The sequence below is a fragment of the Gammaproteobacteria bacterium genome, assembly GCA_017999615.1.
Lineage (GTDB): Bacteria > Pseudomonadota > Gammaproteobacteria > JAABTG01 > JAABTG01 > JAGNLM01.
The window spans coordinates 15,811-40,933 of record JAGNLM010000016.1 but is presented as its reverse complement, the minus strand read 5'-3'; the positions used below and the strand labels follow the sequence as shown (position 1 = coordinate 40,933).

Annotated in this window: 22 protein-coding genes and 1 tRNA gene; 16 read left to right on the top strand and 7 right to left on the bottom strand. The window is 69.0% G+C overall.

Annotated features, from left to right (window positions below):
• Window positions 1–52 precede the first annotated feature (52 nt).
• From KA217_10925 to KA217_10900, 6 genes are all read left to right on the top strand, one after another.
• Window positions 53–283: a sulfurtransferase TusA family protein gene (locus KA217_10925; protein ID MBP7712953.1), complete on the top strand. Its 231-nt coding sequence runs from the start codon at window positions 53–55 to the stop codon at window positions 281–283.
• Window positions 284–315: 32 nt separating this feature from the next.
• The gene (locus tag KA217_10920; GenBank protein ID MBP7712952.1) at window positions 316–798 is read left to right on the top strand and encodes a DsrE/DsrF/DrsH-like family protein; all 483 of its coding nucleotides are present in this window, start codon (window positions 316–318) and stop codon (window positions 796–798) included.
• Between the two features lie 312 nt (window positions 799–1,110).
• On the top strand, window positions 1,111–2,052 hold the full coding sequence (locus KA217_10915; protein ID MBP7712951.1) for an outer membrane lipoprotein-sorting protein: 942 nt from the start codon (window positions 1,111–1,113) through the stop codon (window positions 2,050–2,052).
• A gap of 72 nt (window positions 2,053–2,124) precedes the next feature.
• Entirely contained in the window at window positions 2,125–4,332 is a 2,208-nt protein-coding gene (locus KA217_10910) for an RNA polymerase-associated protein rapA (protein MBP7712950.1), read from the top strand.
• A gap of 101 nt (window positions 4,333–4,433) precedes the next feature.
• Window positions 4,434–7,133 carry an MMPL family transporter gene (locus tag KA217_10905; GenBank protein ID MBP7712949.1) on the top strand — a complete coding sequence of 900 codons (2,700 nt, stop codon included), beginning with the start codon at window positions 4,434–4,436 and terminating at the stop codon, window positions 7,131–7,133.
• Window positions 7,134–7,320: 187 nt separating this feature from the next.
• Window positions 7,321–10,080 (top strand): HAD-IC family P-type ATPase, encoded by a 2,760-nt coding sequence (locus tag KA217_10900; GenBank protein MBP7712948.1) that lies wholly within the window; start codon window positions 7,321–7,323, stop codon window positions 10,078–10,080.
• Window positions 10,081–10,149: 69 nt separating this feature from the next.
• Here the strand turns inward: KA217_10900 and KA217_10895 are convergent, their stop codons facing one another.
• The 3 genes from KA217_10895 to KA217_10885 all read right to left on the bottom strand — a co-directional run bounded on the left by KA217_10895 (window position 10,150) and on the right by KA217_10885 (window position 12,966).
• Entirely contained in the window at window positions 10,150–10,806 is a 657-nt protein-coding gene (locus KA217_10895) for a DUF882 domain-containing protein (GenBank protein ID MBP7712947.1), read from the bottom strand.
• Window positions 10,807–11,021: 215 nt separating this feature from the next.
• On the bottom strand, window positions 11,022–12,740 hold the full coding sequence (locus KA217_10890) for a L,D-transpeptidase family protein (protein ID MBP7712946.1): 1,719 nt from the start codon (window positions 12,738–12,740) through the stop codon (window positions 11,022–11,024).
• Between the two features lie 150 nt (window positions 12,741–12,890).
• A tRNA-Glu gene (locus KA217_10885) sits at window positions 12,891–12,966 on the bottom strand.
• Between the two features lie 128 nt (window positions 12,967–13,094).
• On the opposite strand from KA217_10885, the gene pcnB reads away from it, so the two are divergent.
• From pcnB to KA217_10855, 6 genes are read left to right on the top strand one after another with little or no spacing between them, the layout of a single operon-like run.
• Entirely contained in the window at window positions 13,095–14,417 is a 1,323-nt protein-coding gene (pcnB, locus tag KA217_10880) for a polynucleotide adenylyltransferase PcnB (protein ID MBP7712945.1), read from the top strand.
• Window positions 14,398–14,913 (top strand): 2-amino-4-hydroxy-6-hydroxymethyldihydropteridine diphosphokinase, encoded by a 516-nt coding sequence (gene folK, locus KA217_10875; protein MBP7712944.1) that lies wholly within the window; start codon window positions 14,398–14,400, stop codon window positions 14,911–14,913. The genes pcnB and folK overlap by 20 nt, the downstream gene beginning before the upstream one ends.
• A complete protein-coding gene (gene panB, locus KA217_10870) occupies window positions 14,910–15,719 on the top strand; it encodes a 3-methyl-2-oxobutanoate hydroxymethyltransferase (GenBank protein MBP7712943.1) in 810 nt (269 codons plus the stop codon). The genes folK and panB overlap by 4 nt, the downstream gene beginning before the upstream one ends.
• Window positions 15,716–16,597 (top strand): pantoate--beta-alanine ligase, encoded by an 882-nt coding sequence (locus KA217_10865; protein MBP7712942.1) that lies wholly within the window; start codon window positions 15,716–15,718, stop codon window positions 16,595–16,597. The genes panB and KA217_10865 overlap by 4 nt, the downstream gene beginning before the upstream one ends.
• Before the next feature lie 58 nt (window positions 16,598–16,655).
• A complete protein-coding gene (locus tag KA217_10860) occupies window positions 16,656–17,036 on the top strand; it encodes an aspartate 1-decarboxylase (protein MBP7712941.1) in 381 nt (126 codons plus the stop codon).
• 27 nt (window positions 17,037–17,063) lie between these two features.
• Window positions 17,064–18,365 carry a coproporphyrinogen III oxidase family protein gene (locus tag KA217_10855; GenBank protein MBP7712940.1) on the top strand — a complete coding sequence of 434 codons (1,302 nt, stop codon included), beginning with the start codon at window positions 17,064–17,066 and terminating at the stop codon, window positions 18,363–18,365.
• A gap of 61 nt (window positions 18,366–18,426) precedes the next feature.
• Here KA217_10855 and KA217_10850 read toward each other — a convergent pair whose 3' ends face one another.
• Window positions 18,427–19,152 carry a Crp/Fnr family transcriptional regulator gene (locus tag KA217_10850; GenBank protein MBP7712939.1) on the bottom strand — a complete coding sequence of 242 codons (726 nt, stop codon included), beginning with the start codon at window positions 19,150–19,152 and terminating at the stop codon, window positions 18,427–18,429.
• Between the two features lie 232 nt (window positions 19,153–19,384).
• On the opposite strand from KA217_10850, the gene fabG reads away from it, so the two are divergent.
• Both fabG and KA217_10840 read left to right on the top strand, forming a co-directional pair.
• A complete protein-coding gene (fabG, locus tag KA217_10845) occupies window positions 19,385–20,110 on the top strand; it encodes a 3-oxoacyl-[acyl-carrier-protein] reductase (GenBank protein MBP7712938.1) in 726 nt (241 codons plus the stop codon).
• 64 nt (window positions 20,111–20,174) lie between these two features.
• Entirely contained in the window at window positions 20,175–21,122 is a 948-nt protein-coding gene (locus KA217_10840; GenBank protein ID MBP7712937.1) for a Tim44 domain-containing protein, read from the top strand.
• A gap of 92 nt (window positions 21,123–21,214) precedes the next feature.
• On the opposite strand, the gene KA217_10835 is transcribed toward KA217_10840, so the two are convergent.
• Window positions 21,215–21,649 (bottom strand): septal ring lytic transglycosylase RlpA family protein, encoded by a 435-nt coding sequence (locus KA217_10835; GenBank protein ID MBP7712936.1) that lies wholly within the window; start codon window positions 21,647–21,649, stop codon window positions 21,215–21,217.
• A 288-nt stretch (window positions 21,650–21,937) separates the two neighbouring features.
• Here KA217_10835 and mltB point away from each other — a divergent pair, with 288 nt between their 5' ends.
• Together mltB and KA217_10825 are read left to right on the top strand one after the other, a co-directional pair.
• Window positions 21,938–23,056 carry a lytic murein transglycosylase B gene (gene mltB, locus KA217_10830; GenBank protein MBP7712935.1) on the top strand — a complete coding sequence of 373 codons (1,119 nt, stop codon included), beginning with the start codon at window positions 21,938–21,940 and terminating at the stop codon, window positions 23,054–23,056.
• A gap of 118 nt (window positions 23,057–23,174) precedes the next feature.
• Complete coding sequence (locus tag KA217_10825; GenBank protein MBP7712934.1) at window positions 23,175–23,771, top strand: L,D-transpeptidase; 597 nt, start codon at window positions 23,175–23,177, stop codon at window positions 23,769–23,771.
• A gap of 19 nt (window positions 23,772–23,790) precedes the next feature.
• Here KA217_10825 and mepA read toward each other — a convergent pair whose 3' ends face one another.
• The gene (mepA, locus tag KA217_10820) at window positions 23,791–24,684 is read right to left on the bottom strand and encodes a penicillin-insensitive murein endopeptidase (protein MBP7712933.1); all 894 of its coding nucleotides are present in this window, start codon (window positions 24,682–24,684) and stop codon (window positions 23,791–23,793) included.
• Window positions 24,685–24,815: 131 nt separating this feature from the next.
• Window positions 24,816–24,968: a hypothetical protein gene (locus KA217_10815; GenBank protein MBP7712932.1), complete on the bottom strand. Its 153-nt coding sequence runs from the start codon at window positions 24,966–24,968 to the stop codon at window positions 24,816–24,818.
• Window positions 24,969–25,123 lie beyond the last annotated feature (155 nt).

The following is a 25,123-nucleotide window of genomic DNA, read 5'->3' as shown; positions in this document are numbered from 1 at the left end:
ATAGGGAAACTGGGCCGATGTACCCCTTCCGGCCGCCCACAGGAGACCACCGATGGCCGTTTTCGACCAGGAGCTCGACGCCTCGGGGCTCAACTGCCCCCTACCGGTCCTGCGCGCCAAGAAGGCGTTATCGACCCTGCAGAGCGGCCGCGTGCTGCGCGTGGTCGCGACCGACCCCGGGTCGGTCAAGGACTTCGAGGCCTTCGCCAAGCAGACCGGGAATCCCCTGCTCGAGTCTGGCGTGGAGGAAGGCAAGTTCATATTCCTGCTCAAGAAGGCCTGAGCCGGGGCGCAGCGCCCACCCCGGGTCCGACGATGCCGCACGCGAAGAAGCTGGCCATCATCGCGTCGCAGGGGACCCTCGACTCGGCCTACCCCCCGTTCATCCTTGCCTCCACGGCCGTGGCCCTAGGCTACGAGGCCCGGATCTTCTTCATGTTCCATGGCCTGCAGTTGCTGCGCCGCGACCTCGGCCTGAAGGTCTCCCCGCTTGGCAATCCGGCCCTGCGGCTGCCCTTCGGCATGCACCGCTGGTTTCCGGTCGTCGCCGCGGCGCTGCCGGGCATGGAGACCCTGTTCACGGCCCTCCTGAAGCGCAGGCTGCGGAGCAAGGGTGTGGCGAGTCTCGAGGAGCTGCGGGACCTCTGCGTCGAGTCCGGCGTCAAGATGATTGCGTGCCAGATGACCCTCGACCTCCTGGACGTGGACCCGAAGGACCTTATCGATGGCGTCGAGTTCGGCGGCGCCGCGAGCTTCCTGGACTTCGCCGGCGAGTCCGACATCTGCCTGTACATGTAGCGTCACTCCATCGCCGCGCGCGTCGCGCCGCGGCGATGGAGCTCACCGTCAGCTTCCTGCGCGCCCCCCCGCGTTGCGGCACCCCCGCTGCCCCCGTGTCCGCGTTCTTCGGGATATAACGGCATATAAGAATATTCTTTCGCAGATACATATGTAATTCAGTTGGTTCGATCAATCCTTTCACAAAATCGTTGTCTCCCGGGTGCGGCGTTCCTATAGCCGGGGGGCGGATCCCGGGCCACAAACGTCCCCGACTGTCAATGACGGGCCCAGCGTCCTCGCCCCCACGATCACGAGTTGGGAGAGAGAACCATGATGCTACGCAAGCTGGGCCTAGTGGCCCTGTCGGCCCTCACGGCCACACCGGCCCTCGCAGGGGTCCCGACGGACCTGCCGCTGCCCAAGGGCGCACCGAGCGCGGACCAGATCATCGAGCAGGTGTACTTCGTCAATCACTTCTACGCGCTGAAGAACTACTCCATCGTCGAGGACGGTGACACCATCACGGTGTTGGTCAACAAGTCCGCCGGCGAGGCGCCGACCACGAATACCGTGGAGCGGCACCTGAACAACAACTACAGCGACGGCAGCACCAAGGCGAAGGACATCGCCATCTTCCGCTCGGGCAAGCTGAACGGCACCGGAATGCTGATCGTCGACTACGTGGACGACTCCAAGAGCCAGTCCTATTCGATCTGGCTGCCGGCCCTGCGCAAGATCCGCCGCTTCGCCGAGCCCGCCTTCGACGACGCCTGGGGCGGCACGGACTTCACCTTCGAGGACGTGTACCTGCGCAAGCCCTTCCACGAGACCCACGAGCTGATGGGTAAGGAGACCTTCAAGGACTGCCTGAAGGTCATGGAGCTGCAGGACAGCGAGAAGAACAAGTACATGCAGAACCTTCCGAAGCCCGCCTGCGACGTGAAGGGCAAGGAAGTCTACAAGGTGAAGAGCAAGACCAAGTTCAAGAACTGGTACTACGACGAGCGCGTCAGCTACATCGACACGAAGACCTTCGCGGACTACCGCACCGAGTACTTCAAAGACGGCAAGATGACGAAGATCATCGACCGGGCCTGGAGCAGCCTGAAGCAGAGTGACCCCCGCGCCCAGAAGTGGGACTACTGGTACGGCAAGGACCTGAACACGGGCCACGAGACCTGGGCCGTCATCCCGGCGAGCGTTGTGAAGTTCAACCGGGAGATGGATCCGAACTTCTGGAGCGAGACGACGCTCGAGAAGATCAAGCGCTAGAAGAAACTCGGTCCGTACGCCGAGGCAAACGCACCCCGGGACGGGGGCCTTCGGCCCTGCCTCCCGGGGTTTATCCACGAGGGGGGGAGTGGGAGGTTCAAGCGTTCTGCGGTATGCCAGGCGGTCGCCCTGGCACTGGCGCTGCCGTGTGTCGCGGTTGCCGCCGAGAGCGACGAAAGCTACCTCGACCAGGTCTCGGTCAGTGGCTACCTGAAGAACGAGACCGCAGTCTTCACCCACCACGGACATCCGACCGGGCTCGCGCGGACGATGCTCGACGACGCCGACTCCGATGCGGGAGACGTACTGAAGTTCGAGAACTCGGCACGCATGTTCCTGACCGGTCCGATCGGCGAACAGACGAGCTGGACGGCGGACCTGCAGCTCATCTACGAGTCCACGGGGAACCTGGACCGCAACTACAAGGGGCACCACCTCTACAGCCAGCAGGACTGGCTGCGCGAGCTCTACGTCGACACGAAGCTGGCCGACTGGCAGTTCCGCCTCGGCAAGCAGCAGGTGGTGTGGGGCACCGCGGACGGCATCAAGCTCCTCGACATCATCAACCCCACGGACTACCGCGAGTTCAGTCAGAACACCATGGAGGACTCGCGCATCCCGGTCTGGATGCTGAAGGCGGAAAAGAACGTCTCCGACCGCAGCAGCCTGCAGTTCCTCCTCTCCGAGTCCGAGGAGAACAAGATCCCGGGCCTGGACCCCCAGGACAACCACGGCGAGGCCTTCATCATGAAGGGGGTCGACGCCATCACCGGGCCGGTGAACGGGTTCCTCCGTATCGTGCCCACCCTCGGCGGCACCGCACAGAGCTTTACCAACGCTGCGATGGGCGGCGCCTTCACGGGCGGCGCAGCCAATCCTGGTGGCCTGCTGCCCTTCGCCGGCCTGACCGTCGACGGCTTTGCCAGGGGTACGTGGGACGCTGCGAGCGCCCCAGGCCAGATTCTCGACCCGTCGAATCCCGCTTATAACCCGGCCTTCGCGGCGCCCGGTTACATGCTGTTGAACAACATCGCCCAGTGCGGCCTGATGGGCTGCGGTGTCGATCCAAACGCCAACAACTACGAGACCAACCTGATGCCGCTGACGGGAACGGGTTTTGCCGACACCGTCTGGCGGCCGAACAGCAAACCCACGTCGGCGTTCGAGATGATGCCGAATGCGACGTTTGCGACATTCAACAGTTTCTCAGGCGTTGGTTTTAACGGCAGCAGTGCCAGGTCGGTCTACGAGCGAGACTACCCCAGTGACGGCAACCCCAACGTCGGTTTCCGTTGGAAGAGCACCACCGATGCTGGGTTCGGTTACTCCGTCAACTACCTCTACAACTACGACCCGAACCCGTACATCAAGATGAGCTGGCACGATGCGACGACGGGCGAGAAGCTCGCGGTTCAGCGGGCTGCCTCGATGCCGGTGACGATGGGGGGACAGACGGTCTACGTCCCCAACCCGTCCACCGACCGGAGCCGTTCGGAGGTGGAGACGAATCTGGCAAGTCCCACCGCCAACCCGACGAGCATCCTCCTTCACAATGCTGGCGGGCAGTACTACGGTGCGGCCGACCCCACCTTCGGAATGGCGGGGGCCTACAACAGCAATCCCGTTGAGCTGCGCTTCACCGAAAAGCTGAATCGCGTCCACAACATCGGTGGGTCCTTCGACTACGCGATGGACACCGATTTCCTGGGTGCGATCGTGTTCCGGGGCGAGTTCCTGTACCAGAAGGACACGAAGCAGCCCGTGGTCGACCGGCTTCTCCTCGGGATCGGCGACGTGGCCAGCGGCCTGAAGATGGAGGACGCCGACATCTTCAAGTACGTCCTCGGCGCGGACATCACGGTACTGACCAACATGATGATCAGCGGTCAGTTCATCCAGTTCCGCAACATGGACTACGTGGACGACAAGGGGACCTGCACGACGCAGACCGGTCTCCAGTTCAACTGCTCGCGCTACACCGGTGACTTCCCGACGATGAACTTGACCAACGGGATGGCGAAGGCGCGGAAGAACAAGGAGTTCTACTCGCTGTTCTTCTCCAAGCCCTTTGGCGACTCCCAGGAGCACCGCTGGAACAACATCACCATCTACGAGGAGGGTGGTGGGTGGTGGAACCGGCTCGACGTGGAGTACTCCTTCACGGACAAGCTGCTCGGCACGGCCGAGTGGAACACCTACTGGGGCGACCGTGACTCGATGTTCGGGCAGTTCAAGGACTCCTCGAGCGTCCAGATCGGCCTGAAGTACCTCTTCGACTGAGTGGTGGAGGGATGGCAGGGTACTGAGAGGAGCCCTGCCCGCGCGGGACACGGACGTCTCGCGCGCACGACGCCTCGGTCCGTTCCTACAAGGGTAATCCCATGAGCTCCGCGAAAGACGACGCACCCGAAAGAGACGAGACGCTCCCGGAGAAATACGCGCACTGGGTGGTGAAGATGCGCTGGCTGGTCATCCTGTTCGTGGCCGCCGTCACCGCGTTCCTCGGCTACTACGTGAAGGACCTGGACATCCGCAACGACCCCGACACCCTGCTGCCGGCAGGAAACCACTACGTTGCGACCAACGCCTATGGCGAGCAAAAGTTCGGCATGGGCAACCTGATGGTGTTCGGGATCATCGTCAAGAAAGGCGACGTGTACCAGGAGGGGATCGTCAACCTGGTTCAGGAGCTCCACCGGGAGCTCGTGGCCCTCCCGAACTCGCGGGTAGCCAACTTCATCAATCTCGCGGCGCAGAAGGTGAAGTACATGGGCGCCGACGAGAACGGGCTCGTGTTCAAACGGCTCATTCCCACGTCCGGCATCAGCACGACCGACCCGGCCGCGGCCAAGGAGCAGCTGGAGTTCCTCAAGGTGGGCCTCGAAGAGAACCCCGTCATGGGGCCGATGCTGCTCTATTTCGAGGACCCCCAGGGCAAGCGCTGCACCTACGAGGAGCGTGAGGTCAAGAAGTGCACCGCGAAGGGCACGTTCGTCATCGCCGACTACGACGACGGCGTGAAGGAGATCTACCTGCCGTGGGTTCGCCAGGTGCGGGCGATCATGGACCGGTACAGCGAGGACCCGCGGCTGAAGGCGGTCGGGGGCGAGCTCCTCGTGGCCGGCGAGCCGTACTTCCTCGCGTGGATGCTCGCGGACCTCGTGAACAAGTGGTGGCTCTTCGTCATCTCGATCGCCATCGTCATTGCGGTGTTGTGGCTCGAGTTCCAGAACTGGCGGGGGGCGGTGTTCCCGCTGCTGGGAGTGGGCGCGACCATCGTCTGGACGCTCGGGCTGATGGGGCTCTCTCAATTCAAGCTGACCACGATGATGGTGCTCACGCCGATGCTGCTGCTCGCCATCGGCATCGGCCACTCGGTCCAGGTGACGCGGCGCTTCATGCAGGAGCGGGCCGCTACGCCCGTGTGCGACAGGGCCGCGAAGAGGGCCATCGGGACGACCATCATCCCGGCGACGCTGTCCATCGTGACGGACGCCGCGGGCTTCGCTACGTTGGCGACGGTGGACGTGTCCTTCTACAAGGACTACGCCTATTTCGGCATGTTCGGGATGCTGTCGCTCCTGATCACGACGACGACGCTCATCCCGCTGCTGATGCTGGTGTTCCCTTGCTCCCAGGAGGCGGCCAAGGAGGGTGGGCACGCCTGGGAGGCGCGCGTCGGGGGCTTCCTCGAGCGCGTCGTGATGGGGCCGGCCCGGTGGGTGCCCATCGTGCTGGTCGTGGGGTTGATGGTCTGGTCGGGGTACTACACCCGGATCCTGGACGGCACCCGGGAGGACTTGATGCCTGGCGTGGAGAGGGGCATCGACTACTCGCGAGCGGCCTTCAAGAAGCAGTCCGAGACCATCCAGCAGCTGTTGCGCCTGAATCAGGTCATGCCTGGTGTCATCTCCGTCACCATCCCGATCCGGGGCAAGGAGCCCCTCAAGCCGGAGTGTGACGCCGACGCACTGCCGAAGGGCTGCCACGACCCGGACACGATGGGGGCGCAAGGGATCTTCAACAACGCAGAGGTCCTCGCGGACGTCGAGAAGCTCGAGGACTGGATGCGCGCTCACCCGTTCATCGGCTTCACCGGCTCCTACACGCAGTACATCAAGCTGGTGAACATGCTGCTGACCGCGGAGCCGGGCGAGAAGCCGGAGCTGAAGTTCTTCCACATTCCCACCAAGGCGTTCCTGAAGTCCGTGGACCCCAACGACGACCGGGACCCGGACGACATGGTGCAGTTGTACAACGGTCTGCTGGAGACGATGACCAGCTCGGGGGACATGGACTCGTTCGTGGCCCGGGACTGGAACCAGGGGCTCGTGATGGGCTTCATCAATACGATGGACCCGCGTGAGACCCACCAGGTGACCATGGAGATCGAGCAGTACATCGAGGAGCACAAGAACGACGCCGGCTTCAAGCAGGTGAACTTCGGCTTCCGGAATTCCGACACCTCCGGGGACACCAACGAGCTGTCGGTGGAGGGCCCCAACTACGTGCGGCCGGGGGTCGGCGGATTCCTCGGTGCCACCGAGGCAACCCGCAACGTGGCCATGGACATCTGGCTCGAGAGCCCGTTGCAGACCGCCGGAGCGGTGTTCATCGTGGCGTGGCTGATGTTCCGGTCGCTGCCCATCGCGGCGATGCTGATCGGGCTGCTGTTCGTGACCCTCTTCGCGCAGTACGGGCTGGGGGGGTACTTCACGGCGGTGGAGAACTGGTCCGGGAACCTCGCGTTCCACCTCATCGTCACCCTCAGCATCTCCATCGGCCTCGGGGTCGACTACGGCATCTACATGGTGTCGCGGCTACGGGAGGAGATGCTGGCGACGGGCAGGGATTGGGCCAGGTCGCTGCGCAACACCCTGGACACCACAGGGTCGGCGGTGATCGGGTCGGTCGTGGTCCTGCTCGGCAGCTTCATCCCACTGCTGGCCACCGACCTCGCGAACACCTGGGGGCTCGGCGTGTACATCGCCCAGGCGCTCGTCATCGACGTCATCACGGCGCTCACGGTGCTGCCGCTGCTGGTCAAGTGGTTCAAGCCGAAGTACGTCTTCGAGCCGTAGGCAACCACTGCAGGTAGGGAACGGACGCCGGCGTGAGCCGGCGTCCGCGTCTCTGGGGGCTGCCGCCGGCTCCGCGATACACTCTCCCTCGCAGCGACCCGGTCGGGGCAGGCCGGTCCGCCGGCCTCACGAGGCTGTTCGCGTCTCCGGCCCCTGCGGCGCCCGCGTCCGTTCTGGAGGGAATCCGATGCACGAGAAATCCGACGCTTCTCCCGGGGTGAGCCCGTCCCGCGTTGGGCCTACCCCCATCCTCGCAGGCGCTCCCCACGCCCTCGGCCTCGCCGAGGTGGTGGCGTCTCTCGGCACGTCCCTGGAGCGAGGGCTCGATTCCGCGGAGGCGGCCCGCAGACTCGCGTCGGGGGGGCCCAACGAGCTGGCGCCGCCCCGCCGGGTGAGCCCCTGGGCCCTGCTGCTCGGGCAGTTCCAGAACGTCCTGATCGTCATCCTGCTGGTGGCCACCGCCATCTCGGCAGCGCTCGGGCACACCACGGAGGCGGTCGCCATCACCGTGATCGTCCTGTTCGCGGTCCTCCTGGGCTTCATCCAGGAGTACCGGGCGGAGCGGGCGCTCGAGGCGCTCCAGCGCATGGCGGCGCCGATGGCGAGCGCCCTGCGCGCAGGGGAGGAGGTGGAGGTGCCGGCGCGGGACCTCGTGCCGGGCGACGTCGTCTTGCTCGCATCCGGTGACCGGGTCCCCGCGGACCTGCGGCTCTTCGAGGCGGTCAATCTGCAGGCCGAGGAGGCCGCGCTCACCGGAGAGTCGCTGCCGGTGGAGAAGGAGACCGCCGCGCTTCCCGAGGAGGCCGCCCTCGGGGACCGCCGGAACATGGCCTTCGCCGGCACGGCCGTCACCTACGGGCGAGGCGCTGGCGTGGTGGTCGCGACCGGCCCCGCGACGGAGGTCGGCCACATCGCGGGGATGATCGAGGGGGTGGAGGTGCGCCGCACGCCCCTGCAGGAAGGACTCGACGGGGCCGGGCGCTCGCTTGCCAAGGCCGCCCTCGTGGTCGTCGCCCTGGTCGTCGCGCTCGGCCTCCTGCGCGGCCAACCCCTGGTGGAGATGTTCATCTTCGGCGTGGCGCTCGCCGTGGCCGTCGTCCCGGAGGCCCTCCCCGCGGTCGTCACCATCTCCCTGGCCCTCGGGGTGCGGCGGATGGTCCAGCGGCACGCGCTGGTCCGCCGGCTGCCGGCAGTCGAGACCCTGGGCAGCACCTCGGTCATCTGCTCCGACAAGACCGGAACCCTGACCCGGGACGAGATGACGGTGCGGCGGATCCTGGTGGCCGATCTGGACCTCCAGGTGACCGGCTCGGGCTACGAGCCGGAGGGGGAATTCCGCCCGCGCGCCGGGGGAGGGGAGACCGACCCCTCCGCCATTGACGCCACCGCGAGCGCGCCGCTGCAGGCGCTGCTGCAGGCGGCGGCCCTTTCCTGCGACGCCCGCCTCGCGCGCTCCGCCGAGGGCCGCTGGCACGTGCGCGGCGACCCCACGGAGGGTGCGCTGATCGTCGCCGCCGTCAAGGCTCGCCTCGACCACCTCGCCCTGGAGCGGGAGAACCCGCGTGCCGACGAGGTCCCCTTCACCTCCGAGCGCAAGCGGATGACGGTGCTCAGTGAGACCCCCGAGGGGGTCGTGGCCCATTCGAAGGGCGCCCCGGAGGTGGTGCTCGCGGAGTGCTCCCGTGTCCTCACGGCCTCGGGCGAGGTCCCCCTGGACGCCGCGGGGCGGGAGCGGGTCCTGGCCGCCGCGCGGCAGATGGCGGACGAGGCGCTCCGCGTGCTTGCCGTGGCCCGCAAGCAGGGGGCGGGCCGTGCGGACGCCGAAACGGGCATGACCTTCCTCGGCCTGGTGGGGATGAGCGACCCGCCGCGCGCCGAGGCGCGGGACACCATCGAGACCTGCCGCCGTGCTGGCATCAAGGTGGTCATGATCACGGGAGATCACCCGGTCACCGCCCGCGCCATCGCCCGGGAGCTGGGCCTTCTCCAGGGCGGCCGGGTCGTCTCGGGGGCCGACCTCGACGCCATGAGCGACGAGGACTTGGCCCGTGAGGTGGAGGGGATCGACGTCTACGCGAGGGTGTCCCCGGCGCACAAGCTGCGCGTGGTGACCGCCCTGCAGTCCCGGGGCCACCGGGTCGCGATGACCGGCGACGGTGTCAACGATGCCCCGGCCCTCAAGCGCGCCGACATCGGGGTGGCCATGGGCCTGACCGGCACGGACGTGAGCCGGGAAGCCGCCGCGATGACCCTGACCGACGACAACTTCGCCTCCATCGTCGCGGCGGTGGAAGAGGGGCGGGGGATCGTCGAGAACATCAAGAAGTATCTGATGTACCTGCTGTCCTCGAACATCGGCGAGGTGGGGCTCATGGCCGGCGCCGTCCTGGTGGGACTGCCGCTTCCCCTCACCGCCGTGCAGGTCCTCTACGTCAACCTGGCCACCGACGGCCTCCCCGCGCTCGCCCTCGCCGTGGACCCCCCGGCCGAGGACCTGATGCGGCGCCGTCCCCGTGACCCCCAGGCGGGGCTGTTCACCCGTCCGGTCGTCGCCCTGATGGTGGCCGGCGGTGTCTGGTCGACGCTCGCCAACATCGGGCTCTTCGCCTGGGCTTTGCAATCGGGGCGCGGCGTCGAGGAGGCGATGACGATGACCTTCGTCTCGCTCGTGCTGATCCAGTTCTTCAAGGCGTACAGCTTCCGCTCGGACCGGCACTCCGTGCTGCGCCGCCCGCTCGCCAACCGCTGGCTCAACCTGGCGGTGGCGTGGGAGATGGGCCTCCTCGCCCTGGTGGTTTACCTGCCGGTCCTGCAGGAACCCTTCTCGACCTACTCCCTCACGGCTCTCGACTGGATGATCGTGGGTGCGCTCGCGCTGTCGGTCGTGCCGTTGCTCGAGGTCGCCAAGTGGGCGGTGCGGCGGGGTTGGTTCGGGGAGCTGGCGTGAAGACTCGAGAGCCGGGCGCAGCGAAAACTGCGACCCGGCTCACAGGTGGCGCGACGGCAGGGGACTAGACTAGCCGCGCCACTGACGGACTGGCCCGGTGTCCACGTGCACGAAGCCCATGCGGGGGTAGTACCCGACGCCACCGCGCCCGAGGGCGAGCGCAACGCGCTGGATCTCGCCGGCGCCGCGCCGACCGAGCCGGATGTCCATGGCCCGGCCCTCCATGTGCAGGCTCTGCCGGGCAACGCGGCGGCTCTGCCGGGCGAGCGCGGCGTTGGTCTCCGGAGAGCGGTACCCGGAAACGACCTGGAACGGCTCCGTGGTGCCGAGCCGGCGCTGGAGGTCGTAGAGCAGGTCCAGAAGCGCAGTGTCCACGGGGCAGGTGTCGCCGGTGCGCCAGTCGCGCATGATGTGGGCGACTTCCCGGATGGCGTCGGGCTGGTACTTTCCCTCGGACCAGAAGGGGATACCCAGGGCCTTCTCGCCCGTCGTCGGGGCGATCAGCGAAAGGGTCTTCTCGTCTGGCGAGACGAACTCGAACCGGTCCTCGGCATAGCTGGGCGTGTCATAGCGGTCGATGAGCCGGGTCTGCGTCTGGGGGGCGCGCGTCGGCCGGCTTGCCCGGCGGAGCTTCACGACCCTCGCCTTTTCCACTTTCTTCTTGATGCGAGTTGCCGCTTCGGCGGCTGAGGACACCCCGCCTGCCGCACCGATCCCGAGCCCCATGAGGGCGAGAAGCCTGAGGAATCGTCTGCGGCCGGCAAGGATGTCCCTCAGCGTGTCGTCGCTCTGCATGCCTGTTCTCCTCCCGAGTGTGCTTCCGTCCGGCGCCGCGCCCGGAATGGCTGCGCTGCACCGGTCCTCGGGTCACGGACGCCCAACGTCGGGGCGGTCTGCTCCCGCTTTTATGGAGGTCGTCTCCCCACAGGTTTGGAGGCGCCTCATACGGCCGGCCACGTTCTGGCCCTCGAGCTCTGGGCGAGCCCTTCCAGAACGGTCCGGTCACGTTCGTAGATGTCCTTCTTGAACCCGATCCGCCCCCCCGCGTCCACGGACACAGTCCAGTAGAGTAACAGCACGGGGACAGGGCGGGGAAGAAACACGGTCCGGGTGTGCTTGGCGTCGATCACGGCCTGGATGCGGTCCCGGCCCCAGCGGTTGCCGTCGTCGAGCAGCAGCCCCGCCAGCTCGATGGGGTTCTCGATCCGGATGCAGCCGGAGCTGAAGGCCCGCTCCGGCTTGTCGAAGAGGCTCTTCTTCGGCGTGTCGTGCAGGTACACCGAGTGGGGGTTGGGCAGCATGAACTTGATGCGCCCGAGCGCATTCCGGGGTCCAGGGTCCTGACGCAGCAGATAGGGGAAGTTGGTCCCCTTGTACCGGGACCAGTCCACCGCCGCCGGGTCGACCTCCTGCCCGTTGCGGTCCAACAGTTTCAGCCCGCGCTTCTCGAGCTCCCGTCCGTGGCGCTTCATGGCCGGGAGGATGTCCTTGTCGAGGATGGTCGGGGGGACGGTCCAGGTCGGGTTGAAGACCAGGTAGGTCAGGTCGGACTTGAAGGTCGGGGTCTTGCGGTAGGGCGTGCCCACCTGCACCCGGGACCTCCACACGGTCTGCCCGTTGCGCACGAACTCCGCCTGGAACCCGGCGATGTCGACCACCAGGTAGTCGCCCTTCACCTCGTGCAGGACCCAGCGGGCGCGTTCCATGTTGGCCCGGACCTGCTCCACCCGCGCGGCCACCGGCACGTTGAGGGCCTCCAGCGTCGCACCGCCCACCGCGCCGTCCGCCGGAAGCCCATAGCGCACCTGCAGGTCCCGCACGGCCTGCTCCAGCGCTTCGTCGAACACGCTGGGCTGGGCCGGCTTGCCTTCCGGGCCGTCCCCGGTCGCCAGGAGCCGCTCGCGCAGGCGCACCACACGGTCGCCGCGCACGCCCTTCTCGAGGGTCGGCCCCCCGGGAATCGCGGGCCAGCCGCCGCTCGCGGCGATGGCGCGCAAGCGCGCGAGGGCATCGCGCAGCTGGCCGTAGAAGGGGTGCTGCGGCCGGCTCTCGGCGAGCAGTCCGGCGATGTCACCCGACTCCAGGGCTGCGGCGAGCGCGTCCAGGGGCTTCATCTCCCCGAAGCCCCGCGAGGTGTTCCAGTCGGGATCGACCTTCCCGAAGTGGAGGTCGTAGGCGAGCTGGATCAGGGCTTCGGTCTGCAGCAGGTCCAGATTGGCCCGCTCCTCGGCCGAGCCGCGGGTGCCGCCCGAGGTCGCCGCCTGCAGGCGCTCGATGGCCTGGAGGTGGTAACTCGAGGGGGAAAGCCCGTCGTCCTCGGCGGAACGGATGGCCCCGAGCAGTTGCCGGGCCAGCTCCGGCCGGGTCCAGGCGGGAAGGAAGTCGCGCCGCTCGTAGAACTCGGGGAGGAAATCCTTCGAGGTGACCTTCTCGTCGCCCGCGCGGGTCTCGCCGAGCAGGCGGATCTCTTCGACCCGCTCCCGGACCGCTTCCTGCTCCGAGGGGGAGCCTGAGGCGAACGCCGAGGCGGGGAGGCCGAGGAGGAGCGTGAGCCAGAAGGACGCCAGCCGCAGGGCGCGCGACGATCCAGCGCGCGCCCGGGAGGCGGGCGGCACCTGTCCGACGAGGCGCGCAGGCCGCCGTACCGCCCAGGCGGGCATACGACGGCCGAGCGCCCGTGCTGCGGCGGAGAGCGCTATCCCTCTATCCTCCAGACAGGAACGACCGTCCGGGTCGTGGGCACCTTTCTCTCTCCTCGGACCCTTGCGGGCCTCTGGGGCTGGAACCTCACGCCCGGCATTCGCATTATTTGGCGCTCCCTAGGGGATTCGAACCCCTGTCTACGCCGTGAGAGGGCGGTATCCTGGGCCACTAGACGAAGGGAGCGTGGTGCCGACCGGTTACACCACTCGTAGCCCAGCGGTCGGCCGCGGTATTATACGCATCCGAGCCGTTCCCTCAAGTGTTGAATCTCCGAGATTTTTTATCCGGACCGAAAATAGGGACCCCAGACCATTCCCACTCCAAACGTCATTCCCCGCCCGGAGCACACCGTTTCCCGGGCCCAGATCAGCAAGAACGCCCTGCGCGTCCTCTACCGTCTGAAGGAGTCCGGATTCGAGGGCTACCTCGTCGGAGGGGGGGTGCGCGACCTGCTCCTCGGCCGGGAGCCCAAGGACTTCGACGTCGTGACCGACGCCCGCCCGGAGCAGGTGCGGCAGCTCTTCCGCAACTGCCGCCTCATCGGCCGGCGCTTCGTGCTCGCCCACGTGCACTTCGGACAGGAGATCGTCGAGGTCGCCACGTTCCGCGCCCAGAGCTCCGACGACACCGTTGGGGACCGGGAGACGGTGGACGGGCGGATCGTCCGGGACAACGTCTACGGCACCTTCGAAGAGGACGCATTCCGCCGCGACTTCACCATCAACTCCCTCTACTACAACATCCGGGACTTCTCCCTGGTGGACTTCAGCTCCGGCCTCGAGGATCTGCGTGCCGGGGTGATCCGGCTCATCGGGGACCCGGAGGTGCGCCTGCGCGAGGACCCGGTGCGCATGCTCCGGGCGGTGCGGTTCGCGGCCAAGCTCGGCTTCCGGATCGACGCCGAGGTCGAAGCCTGCATGCCGCGCATGGCCGAACTGCTCGCCGAGATCCCGCCGGGCCGGCTGTACGAGGAGGTCCTGAAGCTCTTCCAGGGCGGGTTCGGCGTTCAGTCCTTCGAGCTGCTGCGTCACTACGGGCTGTTCGACCACCTGTTCCCGGCCGTGGCCCAGTGCCTGGCGCAGGAGGAGGGGGGGTTCCCCCGGATGCTCATCGTCCGGGCGCTGGAGAGCACCGACGCGCGGGTCACGGCCGGCAAGCCCGTGACGCCCGCGTTCCTGTTCGCGGCACTGCTCTGGGAGCCGGTGCGCCGGGCCGAGGGGGGCTACCTCGAGGCGGGCGAGCCGGCTCCCCGGGCGCTCGAGCTGGCGGCCGACGACGTGCTCCGGGAGCAGTCCCGGACCGTGGCCTTTCCCCGCCGGTTCGCCCTGGTGACGCGGGATATCTGGGCGATGCAGCCGCGCCTCGCCCAGACGAGCGGGCGTCGCCCCGCCCGGCTCATCGAGCAGCCGCGGTTCCGGGCCGGCTACGACTTCCTGGTGCTGCGGGCGGCGGCGGGCGAGGACGTCCGGTCGCTCGCCGAATGGTGGACGGCGTACCAGGAGGCCGACCCTGGTGAGCGGGAGCGGATGGTGAAGCCGGCGGCCTCCGGGGGAGCGCGCCGACGCCCCCGCCGGCGCCGAACTCGCCGGCCCCAGGGCGCCGCGGAGGGCTCCGATGCCGTCCCGGCCGCGTGAGCCGGTGCGCGCCTACGTGGGCCTCGGCTCGAATCTCGATGACCCGGTCGCGCAGGTCCGCTCCGCGCTGGCCGAGCTCGGGGAGCTTCCGCACACCGAGCGGGTGGCCCAGTCCTCGCTGTACCGCAGTCCACCCATGGGCCCCGCGGGGCAGCCGGACTACGTGAACGCCGTGGCCGTGCTCGACACGGGGCTCGAGCCCCGTGTCCTCCTGCGGGAGCTCCAGGCGATCGAGGCCCGGCACGGGCGGGTGAGGGGCGCCGAGCGCTGGGGCCCCCGGACCCTGGACCTGGACCTCCTGGTCTACGGGGACTGGTGCTCCTCCGACCCCGCCCTCACCGTGCCCCACCCGGGTATCGGCGAACGCCCCTTCGTGCTCTGGCCCCTGTTCGAGGTGGCGCCGGGGCTTCGAGTGCCCGGCCTGGGCGTGGTGGCCGACCTCGTCCGCGGGCACGCCCCGCTGCAGCCGGCGCTGCCCGGAGGCTCTCAACGATGAACAACGAGCGACCAGCGGTCACCATCGAGCGCCTGCGCCGGATGAAGGCCGCGGGCGAGCGGATCGCCTGCCTGACGGGTTACGACGCGAGCTTCGGGCGGCTGCTCGACGAAGCGGGGGTCGACCTGATCCTGGTGGGCGACTCCCTCGGCATGCTCGTGGGCGGGCACGAGACCACCGTCCCGGTGACGATGGACGAGATGGTCTACCACACTGCCGCCGTCGCCCGCGCGCGGCCCCGGACGTTCCTGGTCGCTGATCTGCCGTTCATGAGTTACACGACGCCCGAGCAGGCGCTCGCCAACAGCGCCCGGCTGATGCAGGGGGGCGGGGCCCAGGCAGTGAAGCTCGAGGGCGGCAGGACCCAGGCCGACACGGTGCGGCGGCTCTCGGAGCAGGGCGTCCCCGTGTGCGCCCACATCGGGCTGACGCCCCAGTCCGTCCACAAGCTGGGGGGCTACCGGGTGCAGGGACGGCTGCCCGAGGCCGCCCGGGCGATGCTCGAGGACGCGCGGGTGCTCCAGGAGGCCGGCGCCGACCTGCTGGTGCTCGAATGCGTTCCCTCGGCCCTCGCGCGCGAGGTGTCCGGAACCCTCGCGATCCCCGTGATCGGCATCGGCGCGGGGCCCTCGTGCGACGGCCAGGTGCTGGTCCTCTACGACGCCCTCGGGATCACCCCGGGGCGTGTCCCGCGCTTCGCCCGCAACTTCCTCACCGAGGGCCGGGACGTGCGGGGCGCCCTGGCCGCCTACGTCGAGGCGGTGAAGTCCGGGACCTTCCCGGGGCCCGAGCACGAGCTCGCGTGAACGCCCCCTCGCGCACGGCCCGCACCGTCGCCGAGGTCCGGGCGGCCGTCGCCGAGGCCCGCCAGGCCGGGCAGCGGGTCGCCTTCGTGCCCACGATGGGTAACCTCCACGCGGGGCATCGGGCGCTCGTGGAACGGGCCCGCGAGCTCGCCCGTTTCGTCGTCGTGAGCATCTTCGTCAACCCGCTGCAGTTCGGGGCGGGCGAGGACCTGGACGCCTATCCCCGGACCCCGGAGGCGGACCTCGGTCTCCTCCAGGCGGCGGGTGCGGCACTGGTCTGGTCGCCCGGGGTCGCGGACCTCTACCCGCGGGGCCTCGGGGAGACCACACGCGTCGAGGTGCCCGTGCTGAGCGACCTGCTCTGCGGCGTCCACCGCCCCGGGCATTTCGCGGGCGTGGCGACCGTGGTGACGATCCTGCTGAACGCCGTGGCGCCGGACGTGGCGCTCTTCGGCGAGAAGGACTTCCAGCAGCTGCTGGTGATCCGCCGGCTGGTGGAGGACCTGCGGCTGCCGGTCGAGGTGGTGGGCGTGCCCACGGTGCGCGAGGCGGACGGCCTGGCCATGAGCTCGCGCAACGGCTACCTCACCCCGGAGGAGCGGGCCCGCGCGCCTGCCCTGCGTCGCGCCCTGAGGACGGCGGTGGCCCGGCTCGCCCCGGGCGGGGCCGACCCGGCGCCGATCGAGGCCGCGGGGCTCGCGGAGCTCGCCCGCGCGGGGTTCCGCCCGGACTACTTCAGCGTGCGGCGGGCAGCGGACCTGCAGCCCCCGGAGACCGGTGACCGGGACCTCGTGGTCCTCGCCGCGGCCTGGCTCGGGCGGGCGCGGCTCATCGACAACGCGCGTGTCGTGCGCGGCGCCGCGCCGGTCCTCGGTTGAAAACCGCCCCGACATCGCGATACCTTATTGCCATAGTCAACTGTAAGGCCGCCCGTCGATGACGCTGACCCTGCTCAAGGCCAAGCTGCACCGCGCGCGAGTGACCCACGCGGAGCTCGAGTACGAGGGGTCGTGCGCCATCGACGGAACGCTGCTCGACACGGCTGGCATCCGCGACTACGAGCACGTCGAGATCTACAACGTCACGAACGGCGAGCGCTTCACCACCTACGTGATCCGCGCCGAGAACGGCTCGGGGATCATCTCGGTGAACGGTGCCGCGGCGCACAAGGCGTCCGCGGGCGATGTGGTCATCATCTGCGCCTACGCGGGCGTGGACGAGTCCGAGCTGACCGGCTTCAAGCCCCGCCTCGTCTACGTGGACGAGCGCAACCGAATCGCGCGCGTCGGCCAGGGGATTCCGGCCCAGGCGGCCTGAGGCCGCCTGCGGCCCGGCAGGTGTAACGTGCTCTCGGAACGCCTGCTCAGTGCAGTGCTTCGCCGGGCCGGAGACCGCTCCCTCAGGCTGCAGCCCTACGAGGAGCCCCGGCTGCCGGCGCCGGTGCAGGGGCGCGAGTATCTGCTCTATGTGCACATCCCCTTCTGCACGCGCCTCTGCCCCTACTGTTCCTTCAACCGCTTTCTGTTCCAGGAAAACTGCACCGTCGCCTATTTCAAGCGGCTGCGGGAGGAGATGCGCCTCGTCGCCGACCAGGGCTTCGATTGCACCGCGATGTACGTCGGCGGCGGCACGCCCACCGTGATGGTGGACGAGCTGTGCGAGACCATCGACCTGGCGAAGAAGTTGTTCCGGATCCGCAACGTCTCTACCGAGACGAATCCCGATCACCTGACCCCGAGCATCGTCGATCCCCTCGTGGAGCGGGTCGACCGCTTCAGCGTCGGCGTGCAGTCATTCGACAACACGCTCCTGAAGCAGATGGACCGGCACGACAAGTACGGTTCCGGCGAGGACATCTTCGAGCGCCTGCAGTCCGTCCAGGGGCGGTTCCAATCGCTCAACGTCGACATGATCTTCAACTTCCCTTCGCAGACGGAGCGAATGTTGAGGAGGGACGTGGAGCTCGTGCTGGCGAGCGGGGCCCAGCAGGCGACGTTCTACCCGCTGATGGCCTCTCCGGTCGTGGAGGAGGCGCTCCGGCGGTCCGTGGGGCGCGTGTCCTACGGGCGTGAGCACAGGTACTACCGCATCATCGCCGAGATGCTCGCGGGAACGTTCGAGCCGGCGAGCGCGTGGACCTTCTCCCGCGTCGGTGGCGGGATGATCGACGAGTACATCGTCGACTACGAGGACTACGTGGGCATCGGGTCCGGATCGTTCTCGTTCCTCGACGGCGGGCTCTACGTCAACACGTTCTCGCTCGGCGAGTACGGGCGGCGCATCGGGTCGGGCGCCTCCGGCGTCACCGCGTGGCGGGCGTTCGGCCGCGGGGAGCGGATGCGCTACCGTTTCCTGATGTCGCTGTTCAAGACCTCTCTCGACAAGGCGGCCTTCCAGCGGGACTTCGGGGTGAGCCTCGAGCGCGGCCTGCCGCTCGAGATGGCGTTCATGCGGCTGAACCGCGCGTTCGAGGTGGACGACGCCGAGCGCCTCACGCTCAGCACCAGGGGCCGTTACCTGCTGGTCGCGATGATGCGGCAGTTCTTCATCGGCGTGAACAATCTGCGCGACCAGGCGCGGGCCGCGCTGCCGCCCGAGGAGCTGAAGATGTTCTACGGGGAAGGGGTCTGCACCGCGCCCGCCTGAGCAGCGCCGCTTCCGCCCGAGCGACACACCGCCTGCGCCTGGAGGCGCGACGCGCGTGCGGTCAGCGCCGGGGCTTGCTGAGGAGTCCCTTCAGCGAGTGGGCTTCCTCGACGACGATGTCGTGGTCCACGGTGGCAATCCAGCCGTGGCGCCGGAAGCTCGCCACCACGCGGCAGAGGGTCTCGGTCGTGAGGCCCAGGATCGAAGCGAGCTCGGAGCGCCGCGCGGGGATGCGGGCGACCGGCTTCGTGGCGTCCTCCGGGTCGTAATTCTCCAGCAGGTAGCCCGCGACCCGTTGCTCGGCGTTGCGCAGGGACACGCTGCGGATCTGCTCCACCAGGAAGTGCAGGCGGCGGCTCATCACGGCCAGCATCCGCCAGGCGAGGTCGGGGCGCTGGAGGAGGAGGCGCGTGAGGGAAAAGGCATCGATGGCCACGGCGCGCGTGTCTTCCAGTGCCATGGCGTTCACCGGGTAACCCTGGCCCGAGAACATCGCCGCCTCGGCGAAGGTCCGGCCCGGTTCCACGAACTCGATGGCCTTCTCGTGCTCGTTGGGACCCAGGACGTAGAGCTTCACGAGCCCGCTGAGGAGGCAGTAGACGGCGCTGCAGGCCTCGCCCTCGCGGAAGAGGATCTCCTCCGGCTCGAGCACCCTCACCTGCGAGAAGCGCGTGACCACCTCGATGTCCGCCTCCGGGAACGCCGAGAACAGGGTGGTGGCCCGGAGCGCGTCGGCCACGGCGGCGGGTGTGTTCTCCAGGGCTCCGGTAGTCGGTTTCCCGTTCATGAGGAGACGTATACCGCACGCCGCGACGTCATGTCACCCCCGGGGTCCTCGTCCCGGGGGCTGTGCCCGCCGCGCAGAGAGTGCCGCGCTCGGCGCCGGCCCGGCCCGGCCCGGCCCGGTGTCGATCCTGTGGAAAGCGTCCCGCGTGATCCGGGGCGTCCGGGGCGTTAGGATGGCGGCAACACGAACGGCGTGTCGGCGCGATCGTCGAGCGCGGCTTACAGGGGGGCGCATGAAGGACACGGTGACCATCGTAACGGGGGGTGCCCAGGGGATCGGGCGCAGCATCGCCGAATTCCTGGCTTCCAGGGGCGGCGACATCGCCATCTTCGACATCACCGACGGCAGCGAGGCGGTCGCTGCGGTGCAGGCGATGGGGCGCCGGGCCTCCTTCTACCCCGTGGACGTCACGAGCCAGCAGGCCGTGACGGAGGCGGTGGAGCGGGTCGTCCAGGACTTCGGCGGGGTCCACAACCTGGTCAACAACGCCGGGATCACGATCGACCGCCTGCTGCTGCGGATGAAGGAGGAGGACTGGGACCGGGTGCTGCAGGTGAACCTGAAGAGCGCCTTCCTTTGCACGCGGGCGGTGGTGCGTCACCTGATGAAGACCGGCGGCTCGATCGTGAACATCTCCTCCGTCGTGGGGGTGATGGGCAACGCCGGCCAGGCCAACTACGCAGCGAGCAAGGCCGGGCTCATCGGCCTCACCAAGAGCGTGGCCAAGGAGTACGGGGAGCGGGGGGTCCGGGTGAACGCGGTGGCCCCGGGCTTCATCCGCACGCGCATGACCGACGCGCTGGACGAGAAGACCCGCCAGGAGCTGCTGCGCGCCGTCCCCATGAAGAAGCTCGGCGAGCCCCTGGACGTCGCGCACGCTGTGTACTTCCTGCTCTCGGAGTACGGCAGTTACATCACCGGTGCGGTCATCAACGTCAACGGTGGTTTGCACATGTAGTCCAACCGGCGCCGCGTCACCCGGAAGGGAGGCTCGCCCGGAGGGGAAAGTGGAGAGGAGATCGATGTCCAGATTGTTCGCAGGTGTGCTCACCGCGCTCGTCGCGGTGGTGATGACCCTCGGCGCCGTCCAGGACGCGGAGGCGAAGCGGTTGGGGGGCGGAAAGTCCTTCGGCAGCCGTCCCGGCTACAGTCAGCCCTACCAGCGCTCGACTCCGCCCTCCGCGGCGAGCCCGGCGGCGAGTGCGGCCACCAGCCGGGCCGTGGCCCAGAACGCCACCCAGCGCCAGGCCCTCTCGAACCGGGGCGGGCTGATGGGGATGCTGGGGGGGCTTGCCCTCGGCGGTCTGCTCGGCGCCCTGTTCTTCGGGGGGGCGTTCGAGAACCTGAACCTCTTCGACATCGCGGTGTTCGTGGGGCTGGCGGCGCTCGCGTACTTCCTCTTCGCCCACTTCCGGCGCCGAGCGGCCGCTGCCGCCCCGTCGGGGGGGGACTTCGGCCGACTGACCCCGGCGGGCACGGGAGCCGACGAGCCGGTCGTGCGGCGCCAGTCCGGGGCCGAGGGGCTGCGCTCGGGAGGCTGGCGTGCTGCGGCCGACGTTCCCCAGGAAGGGCCCGTCGCGGTCCCCGAGGGCTTCGACACCGTGGCCTTCCTGAACGGGGCGAAGCGCGCCTACCACATGTTGCAGGAGGCCTGGGACCGGGGAGACCTCAGCGAGCTTCGCGGGCTCACCACGGACGACGTGTTCGCGGAGCTGCAGGACCAGCTGGGCATCCGCCACGGCGAGAACCGCACCGAGGTGCTGAGCCTCGAGGCGCACCTCATGGAGGCGCGCCAGGTGGGCAACGAGATGGAGGCATCCGTGATGTTCGAGGCGTTCCTGCGGGAGGTGGACGAGGGGAACGCCCCGGAGCAGCGGGGCCAGCACGTGCGGGAGGTCTGGCACTTCATCCGCCCCGCGACGAGCCGCCAACCGACCTGGTTCCTCGACGGCATCCAGCAGGTCAGCTGAACGCCGGCCACCGGCTTCGACCGGTCTGGCCGCCGCGGCCTGACCGGCGCAGTGGAAGCCCCCTCGCGGGGGCTTCCACCACACCCATCCGCTCAGGCGGGGCTGTCGATCCAGGGCGCCAGCGGCTCCCCGTCGCGCGAGCCCCGGCCCAGGACCTGCAGGTGTACCGGGGCCTTGCCTTGCTCCCGGAAACCCAGCTCGCGGGCGGCGGCCTGGGTGAGATCGATGATCACCCCCTTGCGCTGGGGACCCTTCGCCGGGCCCCGGTCCACCACCCGCACCTCCGTGGAGCGGCTGTTGCGCAGATTGGTCACCCGCACGACCGTGCCGAAGGGCAGGGTGGGGTGGGCTGCGGTCAACGAGCCCTGGTCGAGCCGCTCGCCGCTTGCCGTCAGGCGGCCGTGGAACCTCTTCGCGTAGTACGTGGCCACGCCCTTCTGGACCGTAGTGGCCTTCCGGGCCGCCTCGGCCTTCGGGGTTCGTGACTCGGTTGCCTCAGCCGCCAGCGCTCCGGGGGTGAGCGGCATCGAGACGAGCGTCAGCAGGCCAACGGCGAGGACCGAGCGGGCCGCCACGTGGCGGGCAGATGGTCCCCGATGCTGCCTGGTCCGGTCACCCGCGGCGGCGGCCCGGGGCGAACGGTGCTTTTCAACCCATTGTTTTTTCGCCAATTGTTGTTCCTCTTGGATGAATAGTGATCGAGATTATAACTGATGAGGCCGCACCGAGGCCCCCGTGTCCCGTGGGGGAGGCGGCACGGCTCCTCTGTTATCCTTGTCCGGACCCGCTTCACGCCAGAGATTGCCCGCGCGCCCATGCCCCGCTTCCCGCTCGCCTCATCCCTGCTTCTCGCTCTGGCCCTCGCCGGCTGCAGCGGGAGTCCCTCCCGACCCGGCGACGCCTCGCTGGACTCGCGCGCCCACTCGTCGAAGAGGGGCGAGGCCCTTGCCGGGGACTACGCCGACGACCCGGCCGCTCGGGCGATGGTCGACCGGCTGGTCCGTCAGGAGGGGTTCCAGCGGGATGAGTTGAACCGGGTCCTCTCCCGGGTCGAGCGTCAGCAGTGGATCCTCGATTTCGTCAACCGCCCCTCGCCGCAGCCGACCGGCAGGCCCACGGGCAGCTGGACGCGCTACCGGGGGAAGTTCCTCAACGAGGACCGCATCGGGGCCGGCGTGCAGTTCTGGCGGGAGCACGAGGGCACGCTGGAGCTCGCGCGGCTGCGCTACGGGGTCGCCCCGGAGTACGTCGTCGCCATCATCGGCGTGGAGACCCGCTACGGCAGCAACATGGGCCGGCACCGGGTGATCGACGCGCTGGCGACCCTGGCCTTCGATTTTCCCCGGCGTTCGGAGTTCTTCACCGGGGAGCTCGAGTCCTATCTGGTGATGACCCGCAACGAGGGGCTCGACCCCTTCGCGCCGGTCGGCTCCTACGCGGGGGCGATGGGCCTGGGGCAGTTCATGCCCTCGAGCTTCCACCGCTTCGCGGTGGACTTCGACGGCGACGGCCGGCGTGACCTCTGGGGGTCGGCCGACGCGATCGGCAGCGTCGCCCACTACTTCCGGGAGCACGGCTGGCGCATGGGGGAGGCCGTCGCGGTCCCGGCTCTGGCGCGCCGGCCCCAGGCGGCGCAACTGAAGGCCGACTACACGACCCGCTACGCCCTGGGCGAGCTTTCGGTTCAGGGCGTGACCCCGGCCAGCCCGCTCGCGGGGGTGGAGGAGGCCAGCCTGCTGCGGCTCGACGCGGCCGGCGGGTACGAGTACTGGCTCGGCCTGCCGAACTTCTACGTCATCACCCGCTACAACCACAGCACCCACTACGCGATGGCCGTCCACCAGCTCGCCGAGGCCCTGCGCGAGCGGCACGACCATCTCTTCGGTCCGGTGCGCTCGGCGCGCGGCGAGGGCCCCCCGGGGCCAGCGATGTAGGCGGGGCTCCTCTCCGGCCAGGCGGGCCCGGCGTCTTCCCCTTTGCTGAGGAATGCATTGTAACCGGCTGATAAGTCAGCTAAGCTAATGGTCGGTTGGCCTGAGGAGCGAGAGGCGGATGCCCTGGCGGGTCCTGAGTGTGCTGGTGGTTTTGCCGCTGATCGGCGGGCTATCGGGCTGCGGGCTCCATCTGTCGCACGCCCGGGACGAGGCGTACGGCGACCCCACCGGCGTTCGTGACGCGCCCCTCGCCCTCGCGGTGTACAAGGAGCGGCGCGAGCTCGTGCTGCTGCACCACGGCGTCCCCGCGGAGAGCTTCCCCGTTCGTCTGGGCCGCAACCCCGTGGGGCACAAGGTCCAGCAGGGCGACAAGCGCACGCCCGAGGGCGTCTACCGCGTTTGCAACGTCAAGCCGAGCCAGTACCGGTCCTTTCTGGGGCTGAGCTATCCCAACAGCGAGGACGCCCACCGCGCCCTCGCCGACCACCGGCTCTCCCCCGGGGAGTACGGCCGCATCGTGGCGGCGCTCGAGACGGGGCGCTGCCCGCCGTCGGACACGGTCCTCGGCGGCTTCGTGGGGATCCACGGGGACCGGGAGGACCCACCCCGGCGCTACGACTGGACCGACGGCTGCATCGCCCTCACGAACAACGAGGACGTGCTTCGACTCTCCGCGATCGTGCCGCCCGGGACCCCGGTCGTCATCTACCCCTAGTCGTCATCTACCCCTGGCGTCACCGACCCCTGGGGCGGAGCCGCGGCTCCGCGACACCGAGGCTCGGGGCAGGTCTCCCGGCGAGCACCGCGTCGCAGGCCGCAGGCATCGCCGCGGCCGCCCGGGGCGGGGAGGGCCGCCGCGGCGTCGGGTTCAGGGCCGCCGTGCGGATCTCCTCCACCCATCGCTCGAGACCCTCGTCGCAGCCGTCCCCCTCGGGCACCGGGTCCTGCGCCACGCAGCGGGGGCTGTCCCCGGGGCAGGCCAGCCGCACGTGGAAGTGCGCGTCGTGGCCCCAGTACGGACGGACCTTTCTGAGCCATTCCCGCTCACTCCGGGCGTTCTGGCACAGGGTCCGCTTCACCATGGGGTGAACGAAGATGCGCTCCACCTCGGGGCGCTCCGCGGCCAGCCGCAGGAGCTCCCCGTAGCGCGGCGACCAGCGCTGCGGGTCGACGGAGCCGGCCGGCTCGTCGACCACGGAGACCATCGGGGCCTCGTCCGCCTGTTCCCGGGACAGCGGCGGCGAGCCCGGCGGGAGCAGGCGGAACCAGAAGTCCACGTCGAGCCCGCTCTGGTGGCTGCGGTGACCGTACTCCATGGGGCCGCCGCGCGCCTGGGCCAGGTCGCCCACCAGCACCCGGCCCCACCCGCGCCGGCTCGCCTCCGCCCCCATCCGCTCCACGAAGTGGGCCAGGCGGGGATGGCCGAAGTGACGGTTGCGGCTCGGGCGCATGAGCTGGTACCCCTCGCCGACCTCGGGCACGCTCGCAGCGCCGGCGAGACAGCCGGCCGCGTAGCCGCCGATGACTTCGGGGATCCCGGGGTGGACGTCGCGGACGCGGCCCCAGGGGTTGTCGGCGATGGCCGGGGCCGAGACGAGCAACAGGAGCGATGCGAGGACCCGGTGCATGCGCGGCGACTCCTGCGGCAGAGGGGCGGCTCGGGCCGCCAGTCCCCTGCAAGATAGCGGCTGGGGGCCGCGACGGCTAGAGCGGGCGGGACGTCCGTGTCCCGCCCTGGGGGTGTGTCACGGAGGTCGGGTCAGGAGAGGCCGGGGCTGTCGTTCACCTGGCCGGCGTCGGGCGACTCCTCGGTGGCGTCGCTGTTGCTCAGGCGGTGGGCCGCCGCGAGCAACGCCAGCACGGCGGAGATTGCGGCGGTCCAGACGAGGACGACGGCAGCGAACGTGGTCATGACCGCCCCTCCCCCAGGGGTCAGATCCGCGGGCCGAGCGGTTCGATGCCGCCTGGCCGGGATGATGTTATTGGTATCCGCCACGTTAGAGTAGCAGTACGACAATACTTTGCAACAATGCGCTTTATCTCACTGATAAACCGAGGTTGTTGTCT

Bases quoted from the DNA above. Each gene is read 5' to 3' on its own strand.
- panB (MBP7712943.1), top strand. From the start codon at position 14,910: ATGAACAACGAGCGACCAGCGGTCACCATCGAGCGCCTGCGCCGGATG.
- KA217_10840 (MBP7712937.1), top strand. From the start codon at position 20,175: ATGTCCAGATTGTTCGCAGGTGTGCTCACCGCGCTCGTCGCGGTGGTG.
- KA217_10920 (MBP7712952.1), top strand. From the start codon at position 316: ATGCCGCACGCGAAGAAGCTGGCCATCATCGCGTCGCAGGGGACCCTC.
- folK (MBP7712944.1), top strand. From the start codon at position 14,398: ATGCCGTCCCGGCCGCGTGAGCCGGTGCGCGCCTACGTGGGCCTCGGC.
- KA217_10850 (MBP7712939.1), bottom strand. From the start codon at position 19,152: ATGAACGGGAAACCGACTACCGGAGCCCTGGAGAACACACCCGCCGCC.
- KA217_10925 (MBP7712953.1), top strand. From the start codon at position 53: ATGGCCGTTTTCGACCAGGAGCTCGACGCCTCGGGGCTCAACTGCCCC.
- KA217_10860 (MBP7712941.1), top strand. From the start codon at position 16,656: ATGACGCTGACCCTGCTCAAGGCCAAGCTGCACCGCGCGCGAGTGACC.
- KA217_10900 (MBP7712948.1), top strand. From the start codon at position 7,321: ATGCACGAGAAATCCGACGCTTCTCCCGGGGTGAGCCCGTCCCGCGTT.
- KA217_10890 (MBP7712946.1), bottom strand. From the start codon at position 12,740: ATGCCCGCCTGGGCGGTACGGCGGCCTGCGCGCCTCGTCGGACAGGTG.
- KA217_10895 (MBP7712947.1), bottom strand. From the start codon at position 10,806: ATGGGGCTCGGGATCGGTGCGGCAGGCGGGGTGTCCTCAGCCGCCGAA.
- KA217_10915 (MBP7712951.1), top strand. From the start codon at position 1,111: ATGATGCTACGCAAGCTGGGCCTAGTGGCCCTGTCGGCCCTCACGGCC.
- mepA (MBP7712933.1), bottom strand. From the start codon at position 24,684: ATGCACCGGGTCCTCGCATCGCTCCTGTTGCTCGTCTCGGCCCCGGCC.
- KA217_10835 (MBP7712936.1), bottom strand. From the start codon at position 21,649: ATGCCGCTCACCCCCGGAGCGCTGGCGGCTGAGGCAACCGAGTCACGA.
- fabG (MBP7712938.1), top strand. From the start codon at position 19,385: ATGAAGGACACGGTGACCATCGTAACGGGGGGTGCCCAGGGGATCGGG.
- KA217_10815 (MBP7712932.1), bottom strand. From the start codon at position 24,968: ATGACCACGTTCGCTGCCGTCGTCCTCGTCTGGACCGCCGCAATCTCC.
- KA217_10905 (MBP7712949.1), top strand. From the start codon at position 4,434: ATGAGCTCCGCGAAAGACGACGCACCCGAAAGAGACGAGACGCTCCCG.
- KA217_10825 (MBP7712934.1), top strand. From the start codon at position 23,175: ATGCCCTGGCGGGTCCTGAGTGTGCTGGTGGTTTTGCCGCTGATCGGC.
- mltB (MBP7712935.1), top strand. From the start codon at position 21,938: ATGCCCCGCTTCCCGCTCGCCTCATCCCTGCTTCTCGCTCTGGCCCTC.